Below are 25,215 nucleotides of genomic sequence, written 5' to 3' on the forward strand. Positions count from 1 at the left end.
ATGTTCGAATTTTCCCGCTCGTCGTCCGCCGAGGCCGAGAGGCCGGAACCCTTTTCGCAGGAAGGCCCCTCCCTCTGGAGCGCTTCGCTGAGGAGTTGGGACCTGTGTTTCGAGATGGACGAACAGGACCGCGTGATCCGGGTCGGCGGGCGGCAGGCGTATCGTCTGCAGTGCGCCCATGGGCTTGGCGAACAGCCGCGGCCTTTCGCCGAGTATCTGGAGCGGCGCGCCCCCGGTGCGCCGACGCTGGCCGGCCTGCGCCGGGGCGAGCGTCTCGACCTGACGCTGCGCAGCGATGCCGCCGCGCCATTGACCTGTCGTTTCCAGCCGATGCAGCCGCTCGACGGCCTGGGACGCTCCCTGCTGCTGGGCATGGACATCTCCGACCTCAACTGGCAGTCCGACAGCCAGCAGCACCAGTTGCAGAGCCTGAGCCTGGGCAAGCTGATCCTTTCGCGTCTGCGCCATGTCTCCCACGGGCACCTGGCGGAGGCGGTCCAGGAGATTCTCGAATCGCTCTCCGGCGCGTTCCAGATGCAGGCTATCGCCCTGCTGCTGGGCGACGGCAAGGGTTTCTGCACGGTCTTCGCCAGTCATGTGCGGCCTGGCAGCGACAGTTTGCTGCGACCGACCCTGCAACTCGCCGACGACGACCTGCGCGAAGGGGCGGGGGCGCGCTTGCTACGCCGTGGCGAAGGCGCCTCGACGCTGCTCCGGCAGATCGGCGAGGACGCGCTCTACCTGGTGCCGGCGGCGATGCGCGGTGGCCGCCTGGGGGCATTGCTGGTGCGGCCGATGTCGCTGGAGCAGCTCGCCCAGGGGCCCGCGCCGCAGGACTGGCAATACCTCGCGGAACTGCTGGCGAACCAGGTGGCGGACCGCTGCGAACTCCACGAGCAGCACGACAGTTCGCGCAAGCTGGGGCTGTTGCAGGAGATGATCGGCGGCGGCTGGTGGCGTTACTGGGCGGAGCAGGAACTCTTCGAACTGGCGCCGGCCTTGCACGACAGCCTGGGGTTGACCGGCGAGTATCGTCGGGTGCCGCTGGAACACCTGCAGGGCCTGCTGCAACCGGCGGACGCCGACGAGCTCGGCCTGCGCCTGCGTGCCAGCCTGCGCAGCGGCCAGGCGCTGGCCCAGGACCTTTGCCTGCGTCAGCCGGATAGCCGCGGCGAGCGCCGCTGGCTGCGCATCGAGGGCCGGCCGCTGGGACGCGGCAGTGCCCTGGGGTTGTCCGGCGTGCTGCTCGACATCAGCGAAGGCCGGCGCCAGGAGGAACGGGCACAGGCGGCCCACGCGCGGCTGCGCAGCCTGATCGACAGCGCGCCGGTGGTGATCTACGTCCAGCGGGTCGAGCAGGGGCACCTGGTGCCGGAGTTCTACAGCGAAAGCGCGAGCAACCTGCTCGGCCTCGACTTGCAGGGACAGAGTTGGCAGGCGCTCGCCGAACGGGTGCATCCGGACGACCTGGAGGCCTTTTTCGCCCGTGGCCGCGAGTTGCTTCGCGAGGGCCGGGTGAAGACCCGCTATCGCCTCGCCGATGGCCAGGGCAACTGGCACTGGCTCTACGACGAAGCCAAGCTGCTGCGCGATGCCCAGGGCCTGCCCAGCGAGGCGGTGGGCCTGTGGCTGGACGTGACCGAGCAGCACCTGGCGGCACAGCGTATCGCCGAGAGCGAGGAACGCTACCGGGTCCTGGTGGAGGATTCGCCGGCGCTGATCTGTCGCTATACCGCCGACCTGGTGCTGACCTACGTGAACCGGACCTTCGCCGATAGCCTCGCGACCAGCCCGGAGCGCCTGGTCGGTCGCCGGCTCGACGAGTGGCTGGCGGCGGAAGACGCCAGCGCCTTGCGCGCGCGTCTGCTGGGCTCGCCGCGGGAGGGCGCCAGCGAGGTGCCGGAGCTGCGCTTCAACCTGCCGGGGCAACGTTTTCTCTGGCTGGTGTGGGCCGAGCGGCCGTTGTTCGACGCCCGTGGCGAATTGTGCGAGGTACAGGCGGTGGGGCGCGACAACACGCCGGTGCGCCGGGCCCAGCAGCAACTGGCGCAAGGCGCCAAGATGGCCAGCCTGGGGGAGATGGTCAGCGGCCTCGCCCACGAGGTGAAGCAGCCGCTGCACGTGCTGCGCATGACCCTGTTCAACATGCGCCAGCGGATGAACAGCGTCGGCCTCGACGGCGACTACCTGGGCGAGAAACTGGAGCGCATGGATGCCCAGGTCCTGCGCGTCGACCGCCTGGTCAGCCACCTCGGCGTGTTCAGCCGCAAGTCGGCGCTGGAGGCGCTGCCGTTCGACCCCTATACCGCCTTCGAAGGCGCCCTGGGCCTGCTCGGCGAGGGGCTGCGTCAGCACGCCATCGAGGTGGAGTGCCCGGCGCCGACGCAGCGGATGGTGGTGCGAGGGCAGGCGGACCAGTTGGAGCAGGTGATCATCAACCTGCTCGCCAACGCCCGCGATGCCCTGCTCGGCAATCTTGACCTGGCCAGCCGGCGCATTCGCCTGGAGCAGGTGGCCTGCCGCGAACCGGGCTGGGTCGAATTGCACGTGCACGACAACGGCGGTGGGATCGAACCGCTCCTGCTGGAGCGGATATTCGAACCCTTCTTCACCACCAAGGCGGAGGGCAAGGGTACCGGCCTGGGTCTTTCGGTCAGCCACGATCTGGTGCGCAACATGGGCGGTAGCCTGACGGCGGCCAACCAGGGGGAGGGTGCGTTGTTCGTGGTTCGCTTGCCGCTGGCGGCGCTGCCCGCCGAGGCGGACGGATGACGTCGGCGGGAGCGCGGCAGGAAAAAAAACGCCTGCGGACAAGCAGGCGTTTTTTCAACCGGCGAGGCGGCTCAGATGAATTGCGAGGCCAGCCAGAACAGACCGGCGGACAGCGCCATCGAAGTCGGCAGGGTGAGCACCCAGGCCATCAGGATGTTGCGCACGGTGCCGCCGTGCAGGCCGCTCTTGTTCGCCACCATGGTCCCGGCCACGCCGGAGGACAGCACGTGGGTGGTGGACACCGGCAGGCTGTAGATGTTGGCCATGCCGATGGCGGCGGCGGCGGTGATCTGCGCGCTCATGCCCTGGGCGTAGGTCATGCCCTGCTTGCCGATCTTCTCGCCGACGGTGAGCACCACGCGCTTCCAGCCGACCATGGTGCCGATGCCGAGAGCCAGGGCCACCGCGATGATGACCCAGAACGGCGCGTATTCGGTGGTCGCGGTCAGGTCCTTGCGTAGCTTCTCCAGGTCGGCCTTCTCCCGCGCCGGCAGGTCGGACAGCTTGCCGACCTTCTTCGCGGTGTCGTCCAGGCACAGCAGGTAGCGACGCACCTGCACGCGCTCGTCGGCGTCCAGGTCGTTGTAGCTGGGCACGCCGCGCAGGTCGCGAAGCAGCGCGTTGATGGTCGGCTCGGTCTGTTTCGGATCGCAGCGGTAGAACTGCGGCATCTCGCTGCCATTGCTCTTGCCCAGGGCCAGCATGTCGCCGAGGGTATCGGTGTGGCGCTGGTAGAACTGGCTGAGGTGCAGGGCGGCGTCGCGGGTGCGCTCGATCTGGTAGGTGGTGCTGTTCAGGTCGAGGACGAACTTGGCCGGGACGATGCCGATCAGTACCAGCATGATCAGGCCGATACCCTTCTGGCCGTCGTTGGAGCCATGGACGAAGCTCACCGCCATGGCGGAAAGCACCAGCACCAGGCGGTTCCAGAACGGCGGGTGCTTCTTCTCGTCGAGTTCGCGACGGGTTTCCGGGGTCTTGTGCATCTTCGACAGCGGACGCCACCACTTCAGTCCGAGCAGGACCAGCGCGGCGACCATGAAGCCGGCCAGCGGCGAGAAGATCAGCGACAGGCCGATGTCGATCGCCTTCTGCCAGTTGATCCCTTCGGCCAGCGGCACGTCGGTGATCAGCGCATTGGCCAGGCCGACACCGAGGATCGAGCCGATCAGGGTGTGCGAGCTGGAGGCCGGGATGCCGAAGTACCAGGTGCCGAGGTTCCAGGCGATGGCGGCGGCGAGCAGGGAGAAGACCATCGCCAGGCCATGGCCGGTGTTCACGTTGATCAGCAGCTCCACCGGCAGCAGGTGAACGATGGCGTAGGCCACGCCGACACCGCCGAGCAGTACGCCGAGGAAGTTGAACACACCGGAGAGCATCACCGCCCGGTAGGGGGACATCGCTTTGGTGTAGATGACGGTGGCCACCGCGTTGGCAGTGTCGTGGAAGCCGTTGATGAACTCGAAGGTGAGGACGAAGGCCAGGGCCAGCACCAGGCTGATACCCACCCAGGCATCGAGCCCGCTGAAAAGATCGAACATGTGAGAAACCGGTCAGAGACGGGGCGGCGATTATGCCAGATGCGTTTTTATCCGTCTGGAACTCCGGAAGGTTGCCATTGTCGCGGGCAACGCCCCGTCGCATCGGGCTTTGCGGGAAAAACGAAACAGATTGAAACGCTTCGTTATCCGTCGCTCTCCTGTCGGTTGGAGGTAAATGGAATGGGGTTCGCTGCTTCCTGCCCGGCCTTGAGACGCTCTTCTTCGATCTTCTGCAGTTCTCTGTCGAACGCCTGATCCTGAACGGTTGGGCGCTTGCGCCAGGGCTTGCGGTCGGGTTCCGGCTGGGCGGCATAAAGCGTCACTTCGCCGCCGTACACGTCCTTGTAACGCTGTTCCTCGCGCGCCAGCGCGGCACGCAATTCGTCTTTCGTCACGGGTGGTCCTGAGTCCAAAAAGAGCGGGCCCGATAGCGACCAGGCTGGGCGGAAGCGGGGTCCGGCCAGCGCCGGTTGGGAGTCTAGTCGACCGCTACCGGCTGTAAATGGGCGCGGAATTATAACGTGGGCTCCGGGCTTGTCATACGGTGTCGGCCGACGGACGGCAGGACGGAAGTTCTTCGAGCGTCCCCTGGAAATGCGGTGAAGCCCCCATGGATCAAGGCCTGGCCGACGCGGATGGGGCGTTCTCCGCTTTTCGTCGCGGCCTGCGCTAGTCGAATGCCAGCCATTGGCCATACCACTAAGGAACGATGGCGGCGCTTCCGGGGGCGGGCTACAAACCGGACTACAAGTCAAATAAAGAAGCCCCGCCGCCCGTCCGACCCCAGGGTCATGACGCAACGCCCCGGAGGCCGGAGATTTACTCATGCAGCCCGCTCGTTCCCGCATCCTCTTCGTCTGCCTGTTGCAGAGCCTGGCCCTGGTTCTCCTGCTGGTCGGCGCCCGGCATGGCTGGCTGCCGCTGTACCTGGCACTGCCGCTCGGCGTGGCGCTGCTCTGGTTGCCCTGGCTGCTTCCCGGCAACCGCACAGCGGTGGCGACCGTCGGCGAGCCCGACATCGCCCGGCTGGCTCGCGACCTGTCCCATAACACCAGCCAGAACGCCTTGTCGGCCGCCGGCGTGGCGTTCTCGGTGAAGCGCCTGGCGGAGAAGCTGCAATCCCAGCTCGACGCCGCCGAACAGATCGTCGGCAGCGCCGAAGTGATGATCCACACCGAGCGCGCCACCTCCAATCTGGCGCGCCAGGCCATGGACGCCGCCACCCGGGCGCGCGCCGGCAGCGACGAGGGCCAGGTGCTGCTGGCCTCGACCATCGAGCGCATGCATCGGCTCAGCGAGCGGATGGGCGCCAGCCGCGAGGCGATCGAGGCGCTGAACCAGCGCAGCGAGGACATCCAGCGGGTCACCCTGGTGATCCAGGGCATCGCCAGCCAGACCAACCTACTGGCCCTCAACGCGGCCATCGAGGCGGCCCGCGCCGGCGAGCACGGGCGCGGCTTCGCGGTGGTTGCCGAAGAGGTGCGCGGCCTGGCCGGACGTACCGCCGAGGCCACCGAGGAAGTCGGCCAGATGGTCGCCGAGATCCAGCGCCAGACCAGCGAGGTGGTCGAGCAGATCCGCCAGCTTTCCGAAGAGTTGGGCGAAGGGGTCGGCCAGGTCGAGCTGACCGGTCGGCAACTGGAAGGCATTGCCGAACTGGCGGCCGGGGTGGAGAGCCAGATTACCGAGATCGCCCAGGGCGCCGAGATCAACCGCAGCCAACTCGCCAGCCTGTTCGCCGCGGTCGAGCAAGTGCGCGGCGACCTCAGCGCCAGCGAGGAACAGACCCTGCGCCTCGGCGAAGCCGCCAGCCAGTTGGAGAACCAGGCCGAGGTGATCAGCGAGCGCCTCGCCGAGGTCAGCCTGGACGCCTACCACCAGTCGGTCTACGACCTCGCCCGGGAGGGCGCGGCGGCTATCGCCGCTCGCTTCGAGGAGGACGTGCGCAGCGGGCGCATCGACCTCGACGACCTGTTCGACCGCAGCTACCAGCCGTTGCCCAATACCCAGCCGACCAAGTACCGGACCCGCTTCGACAGCTACACCGACCAGGTCCTGCCGGGCATCCAGGAGCAGTTGCTGGAGCGCAACCGCAACCTGGTATTCGCCATCGCCTGTACTCCCGAAGGCTACGTGCCCACCCACAATCGCGCCTTCGCCCATCCGCCCAGCGGCGACCCGCAGACGGACGCGTTGCGCAGCCGCAGCAAGCGCCTGTTCAACGACCGCACCGGGATTCGCTGCGGCAGCCACCAGCAGCCGCTGTTGCTACAGACCTACACCCGTGACACCGGCGAGCTGATGCACGATCTTTCGGTGCCGATCTTCATCCACGGCAAGCACTGGGGCGGCCTGCGCCTCGGCTATCGGCCGGAGGGCGCGGAGCCGGGCAAGGCGGCCGCGCCGGCGGCGCAGGGGCTGAGCCTGGCCTTAAACGGCTAGCCGGCTGCGGCGATCAGGCCGCCGGCCACGGCGCAGGCGAGCACCACTTGCCAGGGTGGCGTCTTCCAGGCGAGCAGGGCCAGCAGGGCGAAGAGCAGCAGGGCGAAGTCGGCCGGGCGCAGGATGCCTTCGGTCCAGAGCGGCTGGTACAGCGCCGCCAGCAGTAGGCCGACCACCGCCGCGTTGACCCCGGCCAGCGTTGCCCGTACCCGGCGTTCGTGGCGCAGGCGTTCCCAGAATGGCAAGGCACCGGCGACCAGCAGGAACGACGGCAGGAAGATCGCCAGCAGGCACAGCAGCGCGCCGCTCCAGCCGTTCGGCGCCGGGCCCGAGGCTGCGCCGAGGAACGCGGCGAAGGTGAAGAGCGGGCCCGGTACCGCCTGGGCGGCCGCGTAGCCGGCGAGGAAGGTATCGCCGTCGACCCAGCCGTTGGGCACCACTTCCGCCTGTAGCAGCGGCAGCACCACATGGCCGCCGCCGAACACCAGCGAGCCGGCCCGGTAGAACGCATCGAGCAGGCGCAGCCAGTGTTCCGGCCAGAGGCGCGCGGCCAGCGGCAGGCAGACCAGCAGCACGGCGAACAGGGCGAGGAGCAGCAGCGCGCCGCGGTAGCCAATGGCGTTCGGCAGCCGCTCGTGGCCTTCCCCGGCTTCCGTTTTCAACAGGGCGAGGCCGGCCAGGCCGGCACCGGCGATCACCGCGACCTGGGCCCAGGCCGTGGGCCAGGCCAGCACGCTCGCGCAGGACAGCGCCATCAGCGCCAGGCGCGGGCGATCCGGACACAGGCTGCGGCCCATGCCCCAGACCGCCTGGGCCACCACCGCCACCGCGGCGATCTTCAGGCCATGCAGCACGCCCTCGGGCAACAGCGCGCCCCAGCGTCCCAGACCGAGAGCGAAGAGTACCAGCAGCAGCGCCGAGGGCAGGGTGAAACCGAGCCAGGCGGCGAGGGCGCCGGGGTAGCCGCAGCGGGCCAGGCCGAGGGCCATGCCGACCTGGCTGCTGGCGGGGCCGGGGAGGAACTGGCAGAGGGCGACCAGGTCGGCGTAGCTGCTTTCGCTCAGCCAGCCGCGGCGGCGGACGAACTCGTCGCGGAAATAGCCGAGGTGGGCGATGGGCCCGCCGAAGGCGCTGCAGCCCAGCTTGAGGAAGGCGAGGAACACCGCGAGGGCAGTGTCGGGATGGCGGCTGGCGGTTGGCATGCGAACTCCGGATGGCGGCTGCTGCGAGCATAGCCGCATCGCATGCACGGCGGGTTACAGCATCGGCATGTCCTGGGCGCGGCTGGCCAGGCGGTATTGTTCCGGCGTGGTGCCGGCCAGCCGGCGGAACATCGAGATGAACGCCGAGGGGCTGCTGTAGCCGAGGTCGAAGGCGATCTGCTGGATCCCCCTGCCGGCTTCCAGCGCCTCGATGGCCGCGAGGAAGCGCAGGCGTTGGCGCCATTCGCCGAAGGTCATGCCCAGTTCGCGCTGGCAGTGTCGGGCCAGGGTTCGCTCGGTGCTGTGCACCTGCTGCGCCCATTGCGCCAGCGAGCGGTTGTCGCCCGGCTCGGCCTGCAGTGCGTCGAGCACCTCGCGCAGCGCCGGGGTACGGCTGTAGGGCAGGTAGTCGTCGTGGGGCTGGGCGCATTCCAACTGGTCCATGACGACCCGGGCCAGGCGCAGGTCCTGCGCCGAGGTCGGCAGGTTGACCCCGCGCTCGGCGAAGTCCGAGAGGATTGCCTTGAGGATCGCGCTGATCGCCAGGGTGCAGGGTGTCGCCGGCAGGCGTCGTGACAGTTCGGCGGAGAGGTACAGCGAGCGGTAGACGATGGCCTGGCTGTTGTAGCAGCTGTGCACCCGCTCCGGTGGTATCCATACCGCGTATTGCGGAGGCGAGAGGAAGCGCTGGCCGTCGATCTCCAGCTGCATCACGCCATGGGCTGCATAGTTGAGCTGGCCCCAGGCGTGGGTGTGCGGCGGCGAATGGGTGTCGGCGCCGAACTCGTCATAGCGGAAATAGACGTCGAAAGACTGCCCCTGGAGATCGGGAAGGCGCAGCAGGGTGGTGGTCGACATGTCCGAACCTACGGGTGGTTTGTCTGGAATTCATTATACGTCTGTATTCGGACTGGCTCAGAATGGCCGCGTATTCCTTTTTCATAGTGCGGAACCCCCATGCAATACCTGTTTCCCCTGCTGGCCGTGTTCATCTGGGCCGGCAACACCGTCGTCAACAAGCTCGCCGTGGGGATCATCCAGCCCGCCGAGATCGGTTTCTTCCGCTGGCTGCTGGTCGGCCTGGCGCTGACGCCCTTCATGCTCGGCCCGGTGCTGCGCAACCGCCGCTACATCCTCGCCAACCTCGGCAGGTTCGTGGTCCTCGGCCTGCTCGGCATGGCCGTCTACCAGAGCCTGGCCTACTACGCGGCGGCGCTGACCAGCGCCACCAACATGGGCATCATCCTGTCGCTGATGCCCCTGATGTCGCTGGGCCTGGCCAGCAGCATCCTGGCCCACCGGCTGAACGCCGGGGCGCTGCTCGGCGCGCTGGTGTCGCTGGCCGGCGTGGTGCTGGTGATTTCCCAGGGCCATCTCGGCGCTTTGCTGGAGCATGGAGTGAACCTCGGCGACGCGATGATGATCGTCGCCACCCTGGCCTATGCGGTGTACAGCGTGCTGCTGAAGAAATGGAGCCTGAAGCTGCCGGCCATGCAACTGCTCTACCTGCAGGTGCTGGTGGCGATCCTCGCCCTGCTGCCGCTGTACCTGCTGTCGCCGCGCACCGGCCTGAACGCCGCCAACCTGCCGCTGGTGCTGTACGCCGCGCTGTTCGCCTCGATCGTCGCCGCGCTGGCCTGGATGCACGGTGTCGCCCGTCTCGGGCCGAGCCGGATGGCGCTGTTCTTCAACCTGCTGCCGATCATCACCGCCTGCATCGCCACCCTGGTGCTCGGCGAGCGCCTGACCGTCCATCACCTGGTCGGCGGCGCGCTGACCCTGGCCGGGGTCCTGCTGGCCGAGTTCTGGCAGCGCCGCCCGGCCCGCCTGCGCTCGGCAACCTGCTGATTTCCCGGCAACTTCCTCGCGATTACGGCGCACGGAGGCGCCGCCACTGGCTATCATAGGCAGCGCTCCCCGCGTGGGAGCCGAGCCGTGCCAGCCTGGAAGAGGAAGAATCGTGGTCGAAGTGTTTTCCGTGCAGGATGGGCTGGACGCCGAGCGCGCCCTGCTCGACGAGGTGTGTGGCGGTGCCCGCGAGCATGGCCTGTTGCTCTGGCAGCCGTGCGATCGGGCGCTGGTCATGCCGCGCCGGATGGAGCGCCTGGAAGGGTTCGCGCCGGCCAGCGCAGCGGTCGCCGAACGCGGCTGGCCGGTGCTGCTGCGCGATACCGGCGGCGAGCCGGTGCCGCAATCGCCGGGCGTGCTGAACATCGCCCTGTCCTATGCGCTGGGGCCCGGCGACAACGAGCAGACCCGTATCGAAACCGCCTACCTGCGGCTGTGCCAGCCGATCTGCGACTGGCTCCGCGAGCGCGGCCTGGACGCCGGCGTGGGCGCCGTGGCCGGTTCCTTCTGCGACGGCCGCTACAATGTCACCCTGGATGGGCGCAAGCTCGCCGGGACCGCACAACGCTGGCGGCGCAACGGCGCCGGCCGGCCGGTGGTGCTGGCGCACGCGGCGCTGCTGGTCGGCGCCGAGCGCGAGGAGATGGTCGAGGTGGTCAACACCTTCACCCGCCGTTGCGCCAGTGCCCCGGATTGCCAGGCGGACAGCCATCTCGGCCTGAGCGAGCGCTGGAGCGATTTCCGCATGGCCGACAGCCTCGAACTGGAACGACGCTTCGTCGCCGCCCGATCCTGACCTCTTTCGCCAGAGCCTTGCGCCAGGAATAGCCGTACCGATGCCAGAACCCTTGGGAACCACCGCCCTCACGCCCGGATTCATGATCGTCCACGGCAATCGCCTGGACGACCTGCGCGACCTCGCCGTTTCCTGGATGCGCCGCTATCCGCTGGCGCCGCTGGAAAGCGAGCGGGTCCTGGTGCACAGCAACGGCATCGCCCAATGGTTGAAGCTGGCATTGGCCGAAGATCCCCGCGAGGACGGTGGCGGCGGTGGCGGCATCGCCGCGGCGTTGGAGGTGCAGTTGCCGGCGCAGTTCCTCTGGCAGGCCTATCGCGCGGTGCTGGGCCGCGAAAGCATTCCCGAGGTTTCCGAACTGGACAAGGCGCCGCTGACCTGGCGCCTGATGCGTCTGCTTCCCGGATTGCTGGAGCGTCCCGAGTTCCGCACCCTGCAACGTTTCCTCGCCGACGATGCCGACCTGCGCAAGCGTCATCAACTGGCCGAGCGCCTGGCCGACCTGTTCGACCAGTACCAGGTCTATCGCGGCGACTGGCTCGACGACTGGAGCCAGGGCCGCGACCAGTTGCGCACGGCGAACGGGCAGGCGCGCCCGCTCGGTGCCGACGAGCGCTGGCAGGCCGAATTGTGGCGCGCGCTGCTCGCCGACGTCGGTGCCGATAGCCTGGCCCGCAGCCGCTCCGGCGTGCACCGGCGCTTCATCGAGGCGCTGCGCTTCGCCAGCGCGGCGCCGCGCGCGTTGCCGCGACGAGTAGTGGTGTTCGGGATTTCCTCGATGCCGGCGCAGACCCTCGAGGCGCTGGCCGCCCTGGCCAGGTTCAGCCAGGTGCTGCTCTGCGTGCACAACCCCTGTCGCCACCACTGGGCCGACATCGTCGCCGACAAGGACCTGTTGCGCCACGAGTACCGCCGCCAGCAGCGCCGCGCCGGCGTCCCCGCCGACCTCGACGAGGACCGCCAGCACCAGCATGCCCAGCCGTTGCTGGCGGCCTGGGGCAAGCAGGGCCGCGACTACATCAACCTGCTCGACAGCTACGACGACCCGGACAGCTATCGGAACCTGTTCGGCGAGGTCAACGGCGGGCGCATCGACCTGTTCAGCGAGGAGGCCCCGCACGGGCTGCTCGGCCAGTTGCAGGACGATATCCTCGAACTGCGCCCGTTGGCGGAAACCCGCGAGCACTGGCCGCCGGTGGCGCCGCGGAGCGACGCCTCGATCCGCTTCCATGTGGCCCACAGCGCGCAGCGCGAAGTGGAGATCCTCCACGACCAGTTGCTCGCCCGCTTCAACGCCGATCCGAGCCTGAAGCCGCGCGACGTGATCGTCATGGTCCCCGACATCAACGCCTACGCACCGCACATCGAGGCGGTGTTCGGCCAGGTGCCGCGCGACGACCAGCGCTTCATTCCCTATACCCTGGCCGACCAGGGACAGCGCGGTCGCGAGCCGCTGCTGATCGCCCTGGAGCACCTGCTGAAACTGCCCGACAGCCGTTTCGCCGTGAGCGAGATCCTCGACCTGCTGGACGTCCCGGCATTGCGCCGGCGTTTCGGCGTCGACGAGGCCGACCTGGCGACCCTGCACCGCTGGATCGAAGGCGCCGGCGTGCGCTGGGGGCTGGATGCCGCGCAGCGCGAGCGTCTCGGCCTGCCAGCGGGACTGGAGGGCAACAGTTGGCGCTTCGGTCTGCGGCGCATGCTGCTCGGCTACGCGGTCGGCGAAGGCGCGGCCCTGCAAGGCATCCAGCCCTACGATGAGGTCGGTGGCCTGGACGCCGCCCTGGCAGGCCCGCTGGCTGTGCTGCTGGAGCGCCTCGAGGTGGCCTACGCGGAGCTGGCCGAACCGGCCACCCCGGCGCAGTGGGGTGAGCGCCTGCAGGCCCTGCTCACGGTGTTCTTCGAGGCCCACGACGAGCGCGACGAACTGCTCCTCACCCAGCTCCTGCAACTGCTCGAGCGCTGGCAGGAACACTGCGCCTGTGCGGCCTTCGCCGAGCCGCTGCCGATCAGCGTGATACGCGAGGCCTGGCTCGGCGGCCTGGACCAGGGCGGCCTGAACCAGCGCTTCCTGGCTGGCGCGGTGAGTTTCTGCACGTTGATGCCGATGCGCGCGATCCCGTTCCGGCTGGTCTGCCTGCTTGGCATGAACGATGGCGACTACCCCCGCCAGCAGTCGCCGCTGGATTTCGACCTGATGCGCAACGACTACCGCCCCGGCGACCGCTCGCGGCGCGAGGACGACCGCTACCTGCTGCTCGAGGCGCTGCTCTCGGCGCGCGAGCAACTCTACGTGAGCTGGGTGGGGCGGAGTATCCGCGACAATGGCGAGCGGCCGCCCTCGGTGCTGATCGGCCAGTTGCGCGATCACCTGGCGGCCGGCTGGCGCCTGGATCCGGACGGCGACGGCGAGGCGCTGCTGCGTGCCCTGACCCAGGAGCATCCGCTGCAGCCGTTCAGCCGCCGGTATTTTCACGATGCGCCGGAGCAGGGCGTCGATGGCCTGTTCACCTACGCCCGCGAGTGGCGCGAGGTCCATCGCGAGGACGAGATCGGCGTTCCCGACGCCGAAGCGCCCCTGGCGCCGCTGGAGCTGGAGGGCGCGCTGGGGCTGCGAGCGCTGGCGGAGTTCATCGCCAACCCGGTGAATGCGTTCTTCCAGCAGCGGCTCAAGGTGCGTTTCGACGACGAGCAATTGACCGGCAACGACGAAGAGCCTTTCGAACTGGACGCGCTGGATAACTGGAAGCTGCAATTCGAGCTGACCGAACGCATGAAGCGCTGGGTCGAGCGGGACTGGAATGCCGAGGACCTGCCGGCGCAGTTGCAGGCCCAGGTCGAGCGACTGCGGCGACAGGGTCGCCTGCCGCTGGCGGCGTTCGGCGAGTTCTCCGCGCGCCATTTGCTGCAACCGCTGCCCGACCTGCTCTGGCGCTACCGCCAGGAAATCGAGCGCTGGCCGGAGGCGGTCGAGCAGCAGCAGGAGTTGCGCCATCGCCATTCGTCCGGGCTGGAGCTGGAGGACTGGCTCGGCGGCTTGCGTCGCGACGCTTCCGGGCGCCTGGCGCGCCTGCAATTGCTCAGCGGCAAGCTCCATGAGGGGCGCAGCTTCAAGTGGCACAGCCTGGTACGCCACTGGTTGCAGCACCTCGCCCTGCAACGTCTCGGCCAGCCGGTGAGCAGCGTGCTCGTGAGCCAGACCGGCACCCTGGAGATTCCGCCGTTGCCGAGCGAGCGCGCCGGCGAGTACCTCGACCAGTTGATCGACGCCTGGCGCCAGGGCATGCGCCAGCCGTTGCCGGTGGCCTGCCGGACCGCTTTCGCCTGGCTCGCCAGTGGTGGCGCCGCAGAGCCCGAGAAAGCCATGCGCGAGGCGCGCAAGCGCTACGAGGGAGGGTTCGGCATGGGGGGCGAGGTGGACGCCTCGCCGGCGCTGGCTCGGGTCTATCCGGACTTCGACCGGCTGCTCGCCAGCGGTGAGTTCGCGCACTGGGCCGAGCAGCTCTACGCGCCGCTGCTGGCTGCCCTGGGGCGTGGCGCGGAGGAGCAGGCATGAGCCAGCAGCAGATGCCCGTGGCCCTCGATCCGCTGGATTTCCCGTTGCACGGCAGCCGCCTGATCGAGGCCAGCGCCGGTACCGGCAAGACGTTCACCATCGCCCTGCTATACGTACGCCTGGTCCTCGACCATGGCGGCGAGAGCGCTTTCGGCCGGCCGCTGAGCCCGCCGGAAATCCTCGTGGTGACCTTCACCGATGCGGCGACCCAGGAACTCCGCGAGCGTATCCGCAGCCGCCTGGGCGAAGCGGCGCGTTGTTTCGCCGAGCCGCAGGAGCGCCACGACGGCCTGCTGGTCGCGTTGCGCCAGCAGTATCCCACCGAGCGCTGGCCGGGCTGCGCGCGCCTGCTGCGCCTGGCCGCGGAGTGGATGGACGAGGCCGCGGTATCGACCATCCACAGTTGGTGCTACCGGATGCTGCGCGAGCACGCCTTCGACAGCGGCAGCCTGTTCACCCAGAACCTGGAAACCGACCAGAGCGAATTGCTCGCCGAAGTGGTGCGGGACTACTGGCGGCGCAACTTCTACGGCCTGACGGCTCCGGCGGCGCAAGCCGTGGCCAGTTGCTACAGTGGGCCGGAGGCGCTGGGCAAGGCCTTGCAGCCGCTGCTGGCGCGGCAGGACGCCGACTTCCGCTACGCCGACCAGGCGCTGAGTGCGCCCGAGTCACTGGCAGCCTTGCTGGAGCAGGGCGGCGACTGGTATCGCCAGCTCGACCAACTGGACGCGCAGGCCCGCGCCGCCTGGCGCGCAGCGCGCGTCGAACTGGAAGCGCTGCTGCGCGACCTGCGTCCCTACCTGAACGGCAACAGCTATCGCGGCAAGGACAGCGACGAGACCTTCGACGCCTGGCTGCAAGCGTTGGCGGACTGGAGCGAGGGCGGCGAGCAGCCGGCCAACCTGGGCAAGTTCGGCCAGACCCGGATCAAGCTCACCGCCAAGCGCGTGGCGCCCGAGCATGCCGCGCTAAGGGCCATCGACGCCTGGGCCGCGCATCAGGAAGAGCGTCCCGATCTCGCTCCCCACCTGTTGTTGCACGCGCTGGGCGAAGTCGGGCGCGAACTGGAGGTCGAGAAGCAGCGGCGTGCCGAGATCGGCTTCGACGACCTGCTCAGCCGCCTCGACCGCGCCTTGCAGGGGCCTGGTGGCGAGCGCCTGGCGCAATTGATCCGCGAGCAGTTCCCGGTGGCGCTGATCGACGAGTTCCAGGATACCGACCCGGTGCAGTACCGGATCTTCGAGCGTATCTACCGGATCGCCGCCGATCCCGGCGAGCCCCAGGCGCGGGAGACCGGCCTGTTCATGATCGGCGACCCCAAGCAGGCGATCTACGCCTTCCGCGGTGCCGACATCCATACCTACCTGCGCGCCCGCGAGGCCACTCGCGGGCGGCATTACACCCTCGGCAAGAACTTCCGCTCGACCGCCGCCATGGTGGCGGCCGCCAACCGCTGCTTCGCCTTCGCCGAAGAGCATCCGCGCGGCGCCTTCCGTTTCGCCCGCGAGGGGCTGGAAAACCCGGTGCCGTTCCATGCGGTGGACGCCCAGGGGCGCGCCGAACGTTTGTTGATCGACGGTGCCGAGGCGCCGGCGATGACGTTCTGGAACCTTGACGCCGAAGCCGGCGTGCTCGGCTCCGCGGCGTATCGCCAGGAAATGGCCGAGCGCAGCGCCAGCGCCATCCGCCGCTGGCTGAGCCTGGCCGACCTGGGCCGCGCCGGCTTCGCCGACGAGCAGGGCGGCTGGCGGGCGTTGCGCCCGGCGGATATCGCCATCCTCGTCCGCGGTCGCGCCGAGGCCGAGGCGATTCGTAGCGCGTTGGCGGCGCGGCGTCTGGCCAGCGTCTACCTGTCCGACCGCGACTCGGTGTTCGACAGCCAGGAGGCCGCCGACCTGCTGCACTGGCTGCGCGCCTGCGCCGATCCCGGTGCCGATGCGCTGCTGCGGGTCGCCCTGGCTACCCGCAGCCTGCACCTGGACTGGGCGACCCTGGAACGATTGAACCAGGACGAACTGTTCTGGGAACGGATGGTCCTGCGCTTCCGCGACTATCGCCGGTCCTGGCAGGCCCAGGGCGTATTGCCGATGCTGCGGCGCCTGCTCGCCGACTTCGAACTGCCGGCGCGCCTGCTGCGGCATGCCGATGGCGAGCGCAGCCTGACCAACCTGCTGCACCTGGCCGAGTGGCTGCAGCGCGCGGCGGTGGAGCTGGACGGCGAGCACGCGCTGATTCGCCATCTGGCCGAGCAGGTGCAGAGTCCGGGGAGCGAAGAGATCCTCCGCCTGGAAAGCGACGCCGACCTGATCAAGGTGGTGACCATCCACAAGTCCAAGGGGCTGGAATACCCCTTGGTGCTGCTGCCCTTCATCTGCAGCTGGAGGGAGCTGGACGGCAACAGCGGCGCGCCGGCAAGTTTCCACGAGGATGGCGTTGCAGGGCGGGTCATCGAGCTGGCGCGGCGCAAGGAGCAGGCTGCGCGGGCCTACGAGCAGGCCAACGACGAGCGCCTCGGCGAAGACATGCGCCTGCTCTACGTGGCCCTGACCCGCGCCCGCCATTCGGTGTGGCTGGGCATCGCGCCGCTGGTGGCGAGCAACAGCAAGTCGCCGGAGTTGCACAAGGGGGCCCTGGGCTACCTGCTTGCCGGCGGCGCGACCATCGGCAGCGATGGCCTCGGACAATGCCTCGCCGCGCTGCGCGGCGAGTGCCGGGAGATCGTCGTCGAGCCGGCCCCCGAGGCGGACGCCGAACGCTATGTCGCAGGGCGCGGCCAGGGCCTTGGGCAGGCCCGCGAAACCCGCCGCAGCAGCCGCGAGAAGTGGTGGGTCGCCAGCTATTCCGGCCTGCAATTGCAGGCCTCCGCCGGGCTGGACGATGACGAGGCGTTGGAGAGCGACGAATCGCAGGAGCCGATCAGCGCCGAGGAAGCCACCTTCCACGAAGAAGGCCGTTCCGCCGAACAGCCGCCGGTCGCGCACGCCAGCGAGATGCGCGACGACCTGCATCGCTTCCCGCGCGGACCGGCTCCCGGCACCTTCCTCCACGGGCTGCTCGAATGGGCCGGCCGCGAAGGCTTCGATGTGGCGCGCGCCGATGCCCAGCGGCGCCGCGAACTGGTCGCGCGACGCTGCGACCTGCGGGGCTGGAAGGACTGGGCCGAACCGCTCGATCTGTGGCTGGAACAGTATCTCGCCGAACCGCTGCGCTGGCCCGGTGGCGAAACCAGCCTGGCCGGGCTGGTCGCCTACCAGGTGGAAATGGAGTTCTGGTTCGCCACCCACCAGGTCCAGGCCGAGGCGATCGACGCCCTGGTCCGGCGCCATACCCTTGGCGGCGCGGCGCGTCCGACGCTGGCGCCGACCCTGCTGAATGGCATGTTCAAGGGCTTCGTCGACCTGGTCTTCGAGCACCAGGGGCGTTTCTACGTGGCCGACTACAAGTCCAACTGGCTGGGCGCCGACGATGGCGCCTACAGCCCGGAAGCGATGACCGCCGCGGTGCTGGAGAACCGTTATGACCTGCAGTACGTGTTGTACCTGCTGGCCCTGCACCGGCAGTTGAAGGCGCGCCTGCCCGACTACGACTACGACCGCCACATGGGCGGCGCCGTGTACCTGTTCCTCCGCGGCGCCCGCGCGGCGACCCAGGGCCTGCACTTCGAGCGCCCGCCGCGGGAACTGATCGAACGCCTGGACGCGCTGTTCAGCGGCCAGCCGGGAGCCGAGCGATGAATCCGACCCTCAAGCAACTGGCCGGCGAAGTCCGCGATGGCCGCGACGACCAGGTAGCGCAACCGCTGGCGGTACGCCACGACCTGCTGCGCCAGCTCGACCTGTGGGTGGCGCGCGGCTGGCTACGGGCGCTGGACCGGGCGTTCGTCGCCTTCCTCGTCGAGTTGCAGCCGCAGGCCGATCCCCGGGTGCTGCTGGCGGCAGCGCTGACCAGCCACCAACTGGGCCACGGGCACGTCTGCCTGGACCTGGAGGCGACCCTCGGCGCGCCTGACGCGGCACTGTCGCTGCCGCCGGAAGGCGACGAAGGCCGCGATGTGCTGCTGCCGTCGCAACTGCTGCGTGGCGTGCGCCTCGACGCCTGGCGCGAGGCCCTGGCGGCGTCATCGCTGGTGGAGGTGGTCGACGAGCGCCCAGGCGATCCCGAGCCGAGCGAGACGGCGACCTCGCCGCTGGTGCTTTGCGCTCAGCGTCTCTACCTGCGTCGTTACTGGCGGCACGAGCTGGAGATCGCTCTGGCCCTGCGCGAGCGCCTGGGTCGGCAGGCGCCCCTGGCCGCAGACCTGGCGCCGCGCCTGGCCACGCTGTTCGCGCAGGCGCCGACGGAAGACGGCCAGCGCGTCACCGACTGGCAGAAGCTGGCCTGTGCCCTGGCGGCCCGCGGCTATTTCAGCCTGATCACCGGCGGTCCCGGTACCGGCAAGACCACCACCGTGGTGCGCCTGCTCGGTCTGCTCCAGGCACCGGCGGTAGCCGCCGGCCAGCCGCTGCGCATCCGCCTCGCGGCGCCCACCGGCAAGGCCGCGGCGCGTCTCTCCGAATCCATCGGCCAGCAGGTCCGGGCCCTGCCGCTGGCGGAAGACGTGTTGCAGGCGATCCCCGCCGAGGTTACTACCCTGCACCGTCTGCTTGGCAGCCGTCCGGATACCCGGCACTTCCGCCACCACCGGGACAACCCTTTGGCGCTGGACGTGCTGGTGGTGGACGAGGCCTCGATGATCGACCTGGAAATGATGGCCAGCCTGCTCGATGCGCTACCGCCGCAGGCGCGCCTGATTCTGCTCGGCGACAAGGACCAGTTGGCCTCGGTAGAGGCCGGCGCGGTGCTCGGCGATCTCTGCCGGGATGCCGAGGAGGGCTGGTACAGCGCCGAGACCCGCGCCTGGTTGCAGCGGGTCAGCGGCGAAACCTGGCAGGGCTTGCGCGAAGGTTCGGCGCAGGCGCATCCGCTGGCGCAACAGACCGTCATGCTGCGGCATTCCCGGCGCTTCGGCGCGAGCAGCGGGATTGGGCGCCTGGCGCGGTTGGTCAACCGGCAACAGGCCGGCGACGCGCGCGCGCTGCTGGACCGTCCGCCCGCCGACCTCTTCGACCTGCGCCTGCGCGGGGAGCGCGATGCAGCCTTCGCCCGGCTGTTCGTCGACGGTCATCCGCAGGCGCCGGGCACGCCGTACGGCTACCGGCACTACCTGCAACGCCTGGCCGAGGGCCGCCCGGCCGCCGGACTGGCGCTGGAGGATGGCGCCTGGGAGCGCTGGGCGCAGTCGGTACTGACGGCTTTCGACGCCTTCCGCCTGCTCTGCGCGCTGCGCCGCGGCCCATGGGGCGTGGAAGGACTGAACCAGCGGGTGGCGGCAGAACTGCTGCGCCTTGGCCTGATCGAGGCCGATCACGGCTGGTACGAGGGGCGGCCGGTACTGGTGACGCGCAACGACTACAGCCTGGGGCTGATGAACGGCGATATCGGCATCGCCCTGCGCCTGCCCGAGCGCAACGACGACGGCAGCCTGCGCTTCGCGCTGCGCGTGGCCTTCCCGCGCAACGACGGTAGCGGCGGCGTGCGCTTCGTCCTGCCGAGCCGCCTGGTCGAGGTGGACACCGTGTTCGCCATGACCGTGCACAAGTCGCAGGGTTCGGAGTTCGCCCATACCGCGCTGGTCCTGCCGGACGCGCTGAACCCGGTGCTGACCAAGGAGCTGGTGTACACCGGTATCACCCGCGCCCGCGACTGGTTCAGCCTGGTGGAAAGCCTGCCTGGGGTGTTCGAGGAAGCAGTGCGGCGCAAGGTACGCCGGCTCAGCGGGCTGATGCTGCATCTGCGGCCGGAAAGGGAAGAGCAGCCGCCGCATGCTCCGGGTGAACAGACCGAGCTGCCGTTCTGACGTGCCGCCCGGGCGGTCGGCTCAGCCGACCACCTTCAGGCTGCTCATGCCGTTGCCCTCGCGCTGGACCCGCACCTGGACCGGGATCCGTTCGTGCATTTCCTGGACGTGGGAAATCACCGCCACCTTGCGCCCCTGGGCCTGCAGGTTGTCCAGGGCATCCATCGCCAGTTGCAGGGATTCCGGGTCGAGGCTGCCGAAGCCTTCGTCGATGAACAGCGACTCGATGCGCAGCTTGCTCGATGCCATCGAGGCCAGGCCGAGCGCCAGGGCCAGGGAAATCAGGAAGGTCTCGCCGCCGGAGAGCGAATACACCGAGCGCAGTTCGTCGCCCATCTCGGTGTCCACCACCAGCAGGCCCAGCTCGCTGCCGCCGCGCTGCAGGCGGTAGCGCCGCGCCAACTGGCGCAACTGCACGTTGCTGTGCTGCACCAGCAGGTCGAGGTTGTAGCCCTGGGCGATGCGGCGGAACTTGTCGCCGCTGGACGAACCGATCAGTTCGTTCAGGCGGCCCCATCTGCGGAACTCGGCGCGGGCTCGCTCCAGTTCGGCAAGCAGCGCCTGGCTCTGCTCGCGGCGCTGGTTGTCGGCCTGCAACTGGCTGTAGGTATCCAGGTAGGCCTGTTCGCTGGCGGCCAGGCGTTCGCGCTGTTGCCGCAGGCTGTCTTCCAGCGCCTCGCGGTCGGTTTCCGGCCGCTGCCGGCGATGCTGGAGCAGTTGCGCCTGGCGCTCCGCTTCCAGCGTCTGCTGGCGGGTGATCTCCTCTTGCAGTCGCTGCAATTGCTCCCGCCATTGCGTCGCCTGTTCCTCGGAAAGGCCGAGCAGGGCGTCGAGGCGGCTGTCGTCGAGGTTGTCCTGGCGTTCGCGCCAGACCTGCCAGTCGGCCTGCAGGCGCTGGAACTCCTCCTGTTGGCGCTGGCGTTGCTGCTGCAGGTGTTCCAGGGCTTCGGCGAGTCGCAGTTGTTCCTCGCGCAGCGAATCCAGGGGCGCCTGGAGCGTCTCGACAGCGCTCTGCGCCGCTTGCGCGGCGTGCTCCAGCGATAGTTGCCAGTCCTGGGCGCAGGCGTGCTGGCCCAGGTGAGCGCCGAGGCATCCGTTCAGCTCGGCGAGTTCCGCCTGGGCCCTTTCCTCTGCCTGGCGGGCTTCGTTGCGTTGCTCGTCGCTTTGCTTCAGTTGCCAGCTCGATTCATCGCAGCGCTGCTTGAGGTCCTGCAGACGCTGTTCGACCTGCTGAAGCCGCGCCTGTTGCTGCCGGCGTTGCTCGATGGACTCGCCGAGGGCCTGGAAAGTCCGCAGCGGATCTGCCTGCCAGCGCTGCCAGTGCTCGTCGGAGAGCAATGGACGCAATTGCTGGCTGTCCTCCTCGACCTGCTGCTGCAAATGTTCGTAGCGCTGCCGTTGTTCCGTCAGCGCCTGCTGACGCTGTTGGAGGATCGTCTCGGCGGCCCGCAGTTCCTGCTGCAATTGCTGGGTCTGGCGCTGGCGGGCGATCAGCCGGTCGAAGTCTCGTTGGCGCTGCTGGCGCTGCCCTGCCAGGTCGTCCAGGCGTTGTGCCAGCCACTCCAACTGCGCGGACGGCTGCAGGAGTCGCAGTTCTTCCGGCAGCGTCCATTGCTCCAGTTGCCGATCGAGCGCGGCCAGTTGGCCAGTCAGTTCCTGCTGCTCATGGCGACTCTGGTTGAGTCTTTCCCGCTGGCTGGAATAGCCCTCGCGCAGACCGACCAGGGTCTGTCGCAGCCGCTCGAGGGCCTGCTCGGCGCGGACCTGCTCCTGGTCGTCGTGTTCACCGAGCGCGGCGAGCAGTTGCTCGGACTGGTGATAGGGATGCTCCTGGCTGCCGCAGACCGGACAGGCCTCGCCGTCCACCAGGCCGGCGCGCAGTTGCTCGACGCTGGCGCTGCGGGCCAGACGCTGGCGCTGGAGCAACTCGCGGGTGACCTGCAGGGCCTGCTCCGCCGCCTTCACCTGCTCGGCGCATTGGCTGCCTTGTCGTTTCAGGTCGAGCAATGCCTGCTCCTGCTCGACCATACGCTGGTCGAGTTCGCCCAGGCGTCGAGCCAGGCCGGTGCGTTGGTCGAGGGCCTGTTGCCATTCCTTGTGGAGCGCTTGTTGTCGTTCCAGGCTATCGGTCTGCCGGCGCAATTCGTCCAGGCGTGCCGCCAGGTCGTCCGGCTCGCTGCCATGGAGGGCGGTCCACTGCGCCTGCAAGCGCTCGAGCGGTTCCCCGGCCTGGGCCAGGGATTTTTCCAGCTCGGGGAGCTGCGCCTGGCTTTCGAGCGCGCGCTGGCGACGTTGCACGAAGGCGGCGAGCTGGCCCTGGTGGGTCGCCCAGGCGTCGCCGAGCGCGGCGAGAGCCTGGCTGTCGCGCAATGCCGCCTGCAGTTGCGCCTGTTCCGCGACATGGCGCTGCTGCTCCATATCCAGTTGCCGAGCGGCGTCGCTTTGCTGGGCGTGGCGCTGGTTCGATTGCCGATGGAGTTCCTGTCGCTCGGCCAGCGTTCGCTCCAGGCGCCTGGCCTCGCTCTCCAGCTGGAAAGCCTCGCGCAACGGCGCCTGGGCCTGACGCAGATGGTCGTCGGCCTGGGCCTGGCGCTCGCGCGCCTCCTGCACGCGGGCCTGCAATCCTTGCAAGCGCTCGGCGCCCGCGGCTTGCTGCTCGGTGCGCTGCCGCTGCTGCTGCTCGGAGTGCCGGAGTTCCTGCTCGAGTTGCTTCAGGCGTTCGATCAGTCCGCGAACCGGAGCCAGACGCTCCAGCCATTGCAGGGTTTCCCGCTCCGTCGCCAGGGCGTCCCAGGCCTGCCTGGCCTCGGCCAGTTGGCCTTGTGCGTGCTCGCAGGATTGCAGCAGCCGCTGCTCCTCGGTGAACCATTGTTGCTGGCCTTCCAGGCGCTGCAGGGCCTGTTGCTCCTGGAGACGCGCCTGGGCGTGGGATTCCAGCGCCGCCTCGAGCCCGGCCCGGGCCTGCTCGGCCAGGGGCAGGCTGCCTTCCAGGCGTTGCTCGAGTTGCTTGCGCTGCTCGTCGGCCTGGCTGGCGCGCTGGTAGGCGGCTTTGCTCAATTGGCTGTACAGGCCGGTGTCGGTGAGTTTCTCCAGCAATGCGCCGCGGTCGTTGTCGCTGGCCTTGAGGAAGGCGCTGAATTCGCTCTGGGCCAGCAGCACGGCGCGAGTGAACTGGGCGAAATTGAGGCCGAGCTTCTGCTCCAGCTGTTCGCGGAACTCGCTTTTCTTGTTCGCTGCCAGCATTTGCTGGGTCTCCAGGTCCTGGAGGCTCTGCTGGCTCTTTTGCAAGGCGCCGTCCGCCTTGTCCCGGGAGCGCCGGGTTTCCCAGCGGGCGCGATAGCGGTGGCCGTCGATGCCGACGAAATCCACTTCGGCGTAGCCGCTGGCGCAACCGCGGCGCAGCAGGTTGCGTTCGTCGTTGCTGGACAGCTCGTTCCGGCCATCGGGAACCTTGCTGCTGGCCGAAGTGCTTTCCAGCCGCGGCGTGCTGCCGAACAGGGCCAGGCACAGGGCGTCCAGCACGGTGCTCTTGCCGGCGCCGGTCGGGCCGGTGATGGCGAACAGGCCGGCGCTGGACAGCGGTTCGCGGGTGAAGTCGATTTCCTGCTCGCCAGCGAGGGAGGCGAGGTTCTTCAGGCGGATGGCGAGAATCTTCATGGAGCGGCTTATTTCCCCGGGGGCTCTTCAGTGGCCAGTTCGACGCTTTGCAGCAGGCTGGCGAAGTCATCCAACGCCTGCGCATCCGGGCCGGAGCCATAGGCGCTTTCCCAGGCGCGGCTGAACAGTTCCTGGGGGGTGAGTTGGTCGAGCCCAAGCAGCGGCGCCTGTTCTTCGTCGCGGCGCTGGTATTCGCTGGCGATGCGCACCAGGCGGCAAGCCTTGCCCTGCAAGGCGCTCTCGACCTGCTGGCGCAGGTCTGGTTGCGGCTGATCCAGCATGACGCGGACCTCCAGCCAGGGCCGCTGTTCGTTCAGCAGGTCGGCCTCGGCCAGTTCGCCGATTCGATCGAGCACCTCGCCAAGAGGCGCGGGGCCGATGCGCAACAGTTCCACCGCGCGTGGCACCGGGAGACTCTGTACATCCTTCAGGCGCTCACCTTCCAGGGTGACGAGGAGGACCTGGTGGCGATAGTTCACTTCGGCGAAGGACAGCGGCAGCGGCGAGCCGCTATAGCGAATGCGCTCCTGTCCGGCGACTTTCTGTGGCTTGTGCAGATGACCGAGGGCTACGTAGGCGATCTGCTCCGGAAACAGGCTGGCGGGCAGCGCTTCGACGTTGCCGATGATCAGGTTTCGCTCGGAGTCTTCGGAAACCGAGCCGCCGGCCATGTGTGCGTGGCTGACGGCGACCAGTGCCTGTCCCGGCGTGCGACGGGCTTGCGCGGCGGCAACCAGGCGTTCGTGCACCTGGCGGATACCGGCCAGGTAATCGTCGCCGAGCCCGCCTCCGGTGACTTCGGCGGGACGCAGGAAGGGCAGGGCCAGGCACCAGGCGGCGACCTGGCCATCCGCGTCGTGCAGGGGCAGCAGCAGGCGATCGCTATCGAGGCTTTCGTCTATCCAGCCGATCCGGCCAATGGCATGGGCGTTCAGTCGTTTCATCAGCGGAGCGGGCAGTTCGATGCGCGCGCCGGAGTCGTGGTTGCCTGCGATCATCACGATCTCCAGCCGCGGCAGCCGTCGATGGGCGCTGACGATGAAGTCGTAGAGGCGCTCCTGGGCTTTGAGCGGTGGATTGATCGTGTCGAAGATATCGCCCGCGATCAGCAGGACATCGGCGCGCTGCTCTTCCAGCTGGCGCAGCAGCCAGTCGAGGAAGCGCGCGTGTTCATGATCGCGGTCCTGGCCGTGCAGGGTCTGACCCAGGTGCCAGTCGGAGGTATGTATGAGGCGCATGGAACACTCGTCGAAAGCGGCGGAGCCGTGGCTCGCATTCCTTATATGAGGCAACAGAAGGAGAGGGCGGGGCAAGCCAGCCTATAAAAGGAGGAATGGGGCGTCCTCTGGGCTTCCTGACCTTTGGGTTAAAAAGTTTCAAATAAGTGTTGACGCCAGTTTCTATCTCCCTATAATGCGCACCACTCCCGGCGACGACGAAGAGTAAATGCTTGAAAATCAAGGATTTACGGATTCTCTCCGAGGGGTGGTGAAGCGCTCCGGCAG

Annotated in this window: 13 protein-coding genes; 7 read left to right on the plus strand and 6 right to left on the minus strand. The window is 68.7% G+C overall.

Features of this window, described 5'->3' with window-relative positions; all coding sequences use genetic code 11:
- Window positions 1-2,772 carry a two-component system sensor histidine kinase PprA gene (pprA, locus tag AC4OR5_RS07945; protein ID WP_058161148.1) on the plus strand — a complete coding sequence of 924 codons (2,772 nt, stop codon included), beginning with the start codon at window positions 1-3 and terminating at the stop codon, window positions 2,770-2,772.
- Window positions 2,773-2,843: 71 nt separating this feature from the next.
- Here pprA and AC4OR5_RS07950 read toward each other — a convergent pair whose 3' ends face one another.
- Window positions 2,844-4,313, minus strand: a complete 1,470-nt coding sequence (locus AC4OR5_RS07950) for an inorganic phosphate transporter (RefSeq protein ID WP_003093821.1) — start codon at window positions 4,311-4,313, stop codon at window positions 2,844-2,846.
- A gap of 143 nt (window positions 4,314-4,456) precedes the next feature.
- A complete protein-coding gene (locus AC4OR5_RS07955; RefSeq protein WP_009315976.1) occupies window positions 4,457-4,708 on the minus strand; it encodes a hypothetical protein in 252 nt (83 codons plus the stop codon).
- 430 nt (window positions 4,709-5,138) lie between these two features.
- Here AC4OR5_RS07955 and AC4OR5_RS07960 point away from each other — a divergent pair, with 430 nt between their 5' ends.
- On the plus strand, window positions 5,139-6,755 hold the full coding sequence (locus AC4OR5_RS07960) for a methyl-accepting chemotaxis protein (RefSeq protein ID WP_003093807.1): 1,617 nt from the start codon (window positions 5,139-5,141) through the stop codon (window positions 6,753-6,755).
- Here the strand turns inward: AC4OR5_RS07960 and chrA are convergent.
- Window positions 6,752-7,957, minus strand: a complete 1,206-nt coding sequence (chrA, locus tag AC4OR5_RS07965) for a chromate efflux transporter (RefSeq protein ID WP_058161150.1) — start codon at window positions 7,955-7,957, stop codon at window positions 6,752-6,754. The genes AC4OR5_RS07960 and chrA overlap by 4 nt on opposite strands.
- Before the next feature lie 54 nt (window positions 7,958-8,011).
- Complete coding sequence (locus AC4OR5_RS07970) at window positions 8,012-8,815, minus strand: AraC family transcriptional regulator (RefSeq protein WP_003141179.1); 804 nt, start codon at window positions 8,813-8,815, stop codon at window positions 8,012-8,014.
- A gap of 99 nt (window positions 8,816-8,914) precedes the next feature.
- On the opposite strand from AC4OR5_RS07970, the gene AC4OR5_RS07975 reads away from it, so the two are divergent.
- From AC4OR5_RS07975 to recD, 5 genes are all read left to right on the plus strand, one after another.
- Entirely contained in the window at window positions 8,915-9,805 is an 891-nt protein-coding gene (locus AC4OR5_RS07975; RefSeq protein WP_058161152.1) for a DMT family transporter, read from the plus strand.
- 112 nt (window positions 9,806-9,917) lie between these two features.
- Window positions 9,918-10,601 (plus strand): lipoate--protein ligase family protein, encoded by a 684-nt coding sequence (locus tag AC4OR5_RS07980; protein ID WP_003110110.1) that lies wholly within the window; start codon window positions 9,918-9,920, stop codon window positions 10,599-10,601.
- A gap of 40 nt (window positions 10,602-10,641) precedes the next feature.
- Window positions 10,642-14,157, plus strand: coding sequence for an exodeoxyribonuclease V subunit gamma (gene recC / locus AC4OR5_RS07985; protein ID WP_058161154.1), 3,516 nt, complete (start codon window positions 10,642-10,644; stop codon window positions 14,155-14,157).
- Complete coding sequence (gene recB, locus AC4OR5_RS07990; protein ID WP_034005837.1) at window positions 14,154-17,891, plus strand: exodeoxyribonuclease V subunit beta; 3,738 nt, start codon at window positions 14,154-14,156, stop codon at window positions 17,889-17,891. The genes recC and recB overlap by 4 nt, the downstream gene beginning before the upstream one ends.
- Window positions 17,888-20,053, plus strand: coding sequence for an exodeoxyribonuclease V subunit alpha (gene recD / locus AC4OR5_RS07995; protein WP_043103778.1), 2,166 nt, complete (start codon window positions 17,888-17,890; stop codon window positions 20,051-20,053). The genes recB and recD overlap by 4 nt, the downstream gene beginning before the upstream one ends.
- 21 nt (window positions 20,054-20,074) lie before the next feature.
- On the opposite strand, the gene AC4OR5_RS08000 is transcribed toward recD, so the two are convergent.
- Together AC4OR5_RS08000 and AC4OR5_RS08005 are read right to left on the minus strand one after the other, a co-directional pair.
- Complete coding sequence (locus AC4OR5_RS08000) at window positions 20,075-23,710, minus strand: AAA family ATPase (protein ID WP_058161155.1); 3,636 nt, start codon at window positions 23,708-23,710, stop codon at window positions 20,075-20,077.
- A gap of 8 nt (window positions 23,711-23,718) precedes the next feature.
- The gene (locus AC4OR5_RS08005) at window positions 23,719-24,948 is read right to left on the minus strand and encodes an exonuclease SbcCD subunit D C-terminal domain-containing protein (RefSeq protein WP_003141171.1); all 1,230 of its coding nucleotides are present in this window, start codon (window positions 24,946-24,948) and stop codon (window positions 23,719-23,721) included.
- Window positions 24,949-25,215: the final 267 nt, after the last annotated feature.

The organism is Pseudomonas sp. YA1 (assembly GCF_058680555.1).

Excerpts from the sequence above, each read along its gene's own strand:
- AC4OR5_RS07960 (WP_003093807.1), top strand. The coding sequence starts at position 5,139 with ATGCAGCCCGCTCGTTCCCGCATCCTCTTCGTCTGCCTGTTGCAGAGC.
- recD (WP_043103778.1), top strand. The coding sequence starts at position 17,888 with ATGAATCCGACCCTCAAGCAACTGGCCGGCGAAGTCCGCGATGGCCGC.
- AC4OR5_RS07950 (WP_003093821.1), bottom strand. The coding sequence starts at position 4,313 with ATGTTCGATCTTTTCAGCGGGCTCGATGCCTGGGTGGGTATCAGCCTG.
- AC4OR5_RS07975 (WP_058161152.1), top strand. The coding sequence starts at position 8,915 with ATGCAATACCTGTTTCCCCTGCTGGCCGTGTTCATCTGGGCCGGCAAC.
- chrA (WP_058161150.1), bottom strand. The coding sequence starts at position 7,957 with ATGCCAACCGCCAGCCGCCATCCCGACACTGCCCTCGCGGTGTTCCTC.
- AC4OR5_RS08005 (WP_003141171.1), bottom strand. The coding sequence starts at position 24,948 with ATGCGCCTCATACATACCTCCGACTGGCACCTGGGTCAGACCCTGCAC.
- AC4OR5_RS08000 (WP_058161155.1), bottom strand. The coding sequence starts at position 23,710 with ATGAAGATTCTCGCCATCCGCCTGAAGAACCTCGCCTCCCTCGCTGGC.
- recB (WP_034005837.1), top strand. The coding sequence starts at position 14,154 with ATGAGCCAGCAGCAGATGCCCGTGGCCCTCGATCCGCTGGATTTCCCG.
- AC4OR5_RS07970 (WP_003141179.1), bottom strand. The coding sequence starts at position 8,815 with ATGTCGACCACCACCCTGCTGCGCCTTCCCGATCTCCAGGGGCAGTCT.
- recC (WP_058161154.1), top strand. The coding sequence starts at position 10,642 with ATGCCAGAACCCTTGGGAACCACCGCCCTCACGCCCGGATTCATGATC.
- pprA (WP_058161148.1), top strand. The coding sequence starts at position 1 with ATGTTCGAATTTTCCCGCTCGTCGTCCGCCGAGGCCGAGAGGCCGGAA.